This is a genomic window from Rhodoblastus acidophilus, from assembly GCF_009720655.1.
Taxonomy (GTDB): domain Bacteria; phylum Pseudomonadota; class Alphaproteobacteria; order Rhizobiales; family Beijerinckiaceae; genus Rhodoblastus; species Rhodoblastus acidophilus_A.
The window spans coordinates 1-453 of sequence record NZ_WNKS01000062.1 but is presented as its reverse complement, the minus strand read 5'-3'; the positions used below and the strand labels follow the sequence as shown (position 1 = coordinate 453).

Below are 453 nucleotides of genomic sequence, written 5' to 3'. Positions count from 1 at the left end.
TTCGCCTGTTGAATCAAACAAAAGCCGATTCGGGAATCCGCCGCCGAGTCAGTCTCTCGGAGACTTGGTATTACTGCTCACCATCGCCGCGGGTTGCGAACAAAAGAAAGAAGCCCAGCAACCGCAAGCACCAAAATTAACCCAAGTCGAAGACACCGGGGCCTGGTCGTATAATGAACGAACAGACCCAATGACCGGCGCACGAACAGTCTTCGCATACACAAAAACAAATAACTCTGAAAAGCTTATATTCTCATGATCCAAAAAGAACGGTGAAAGCGATATCGCGTTATACATCAAGACGAGCGACTACTTCGGTTCTGGATCAGGCGTAGTCACTTACCGCTTTGATAAAGACAAGCCAAGAACTGCTCTGGTAATTACCCAGGCCCATCGGCGGCGCGGCAGGGCTTGCGCTCCCGCCCGGATTTTGATTCAAAATTTGGATGAATC

General features: G+C 49.7%; 1 protein-coding gene. It reads left to right on the top strand.

Features of this window, described 5'->3' with window-relative positions; genetic code table 11:
- The coding region (locus tag GJ654_RS21035; RefSeq protein ID WP_210350863.1) for a hypothetical protein at positions 1–259 on the top strand (259 nt) is incomplete at its 5' end.
- Positions 260–453: the final 194 nt, after the last annotated feature.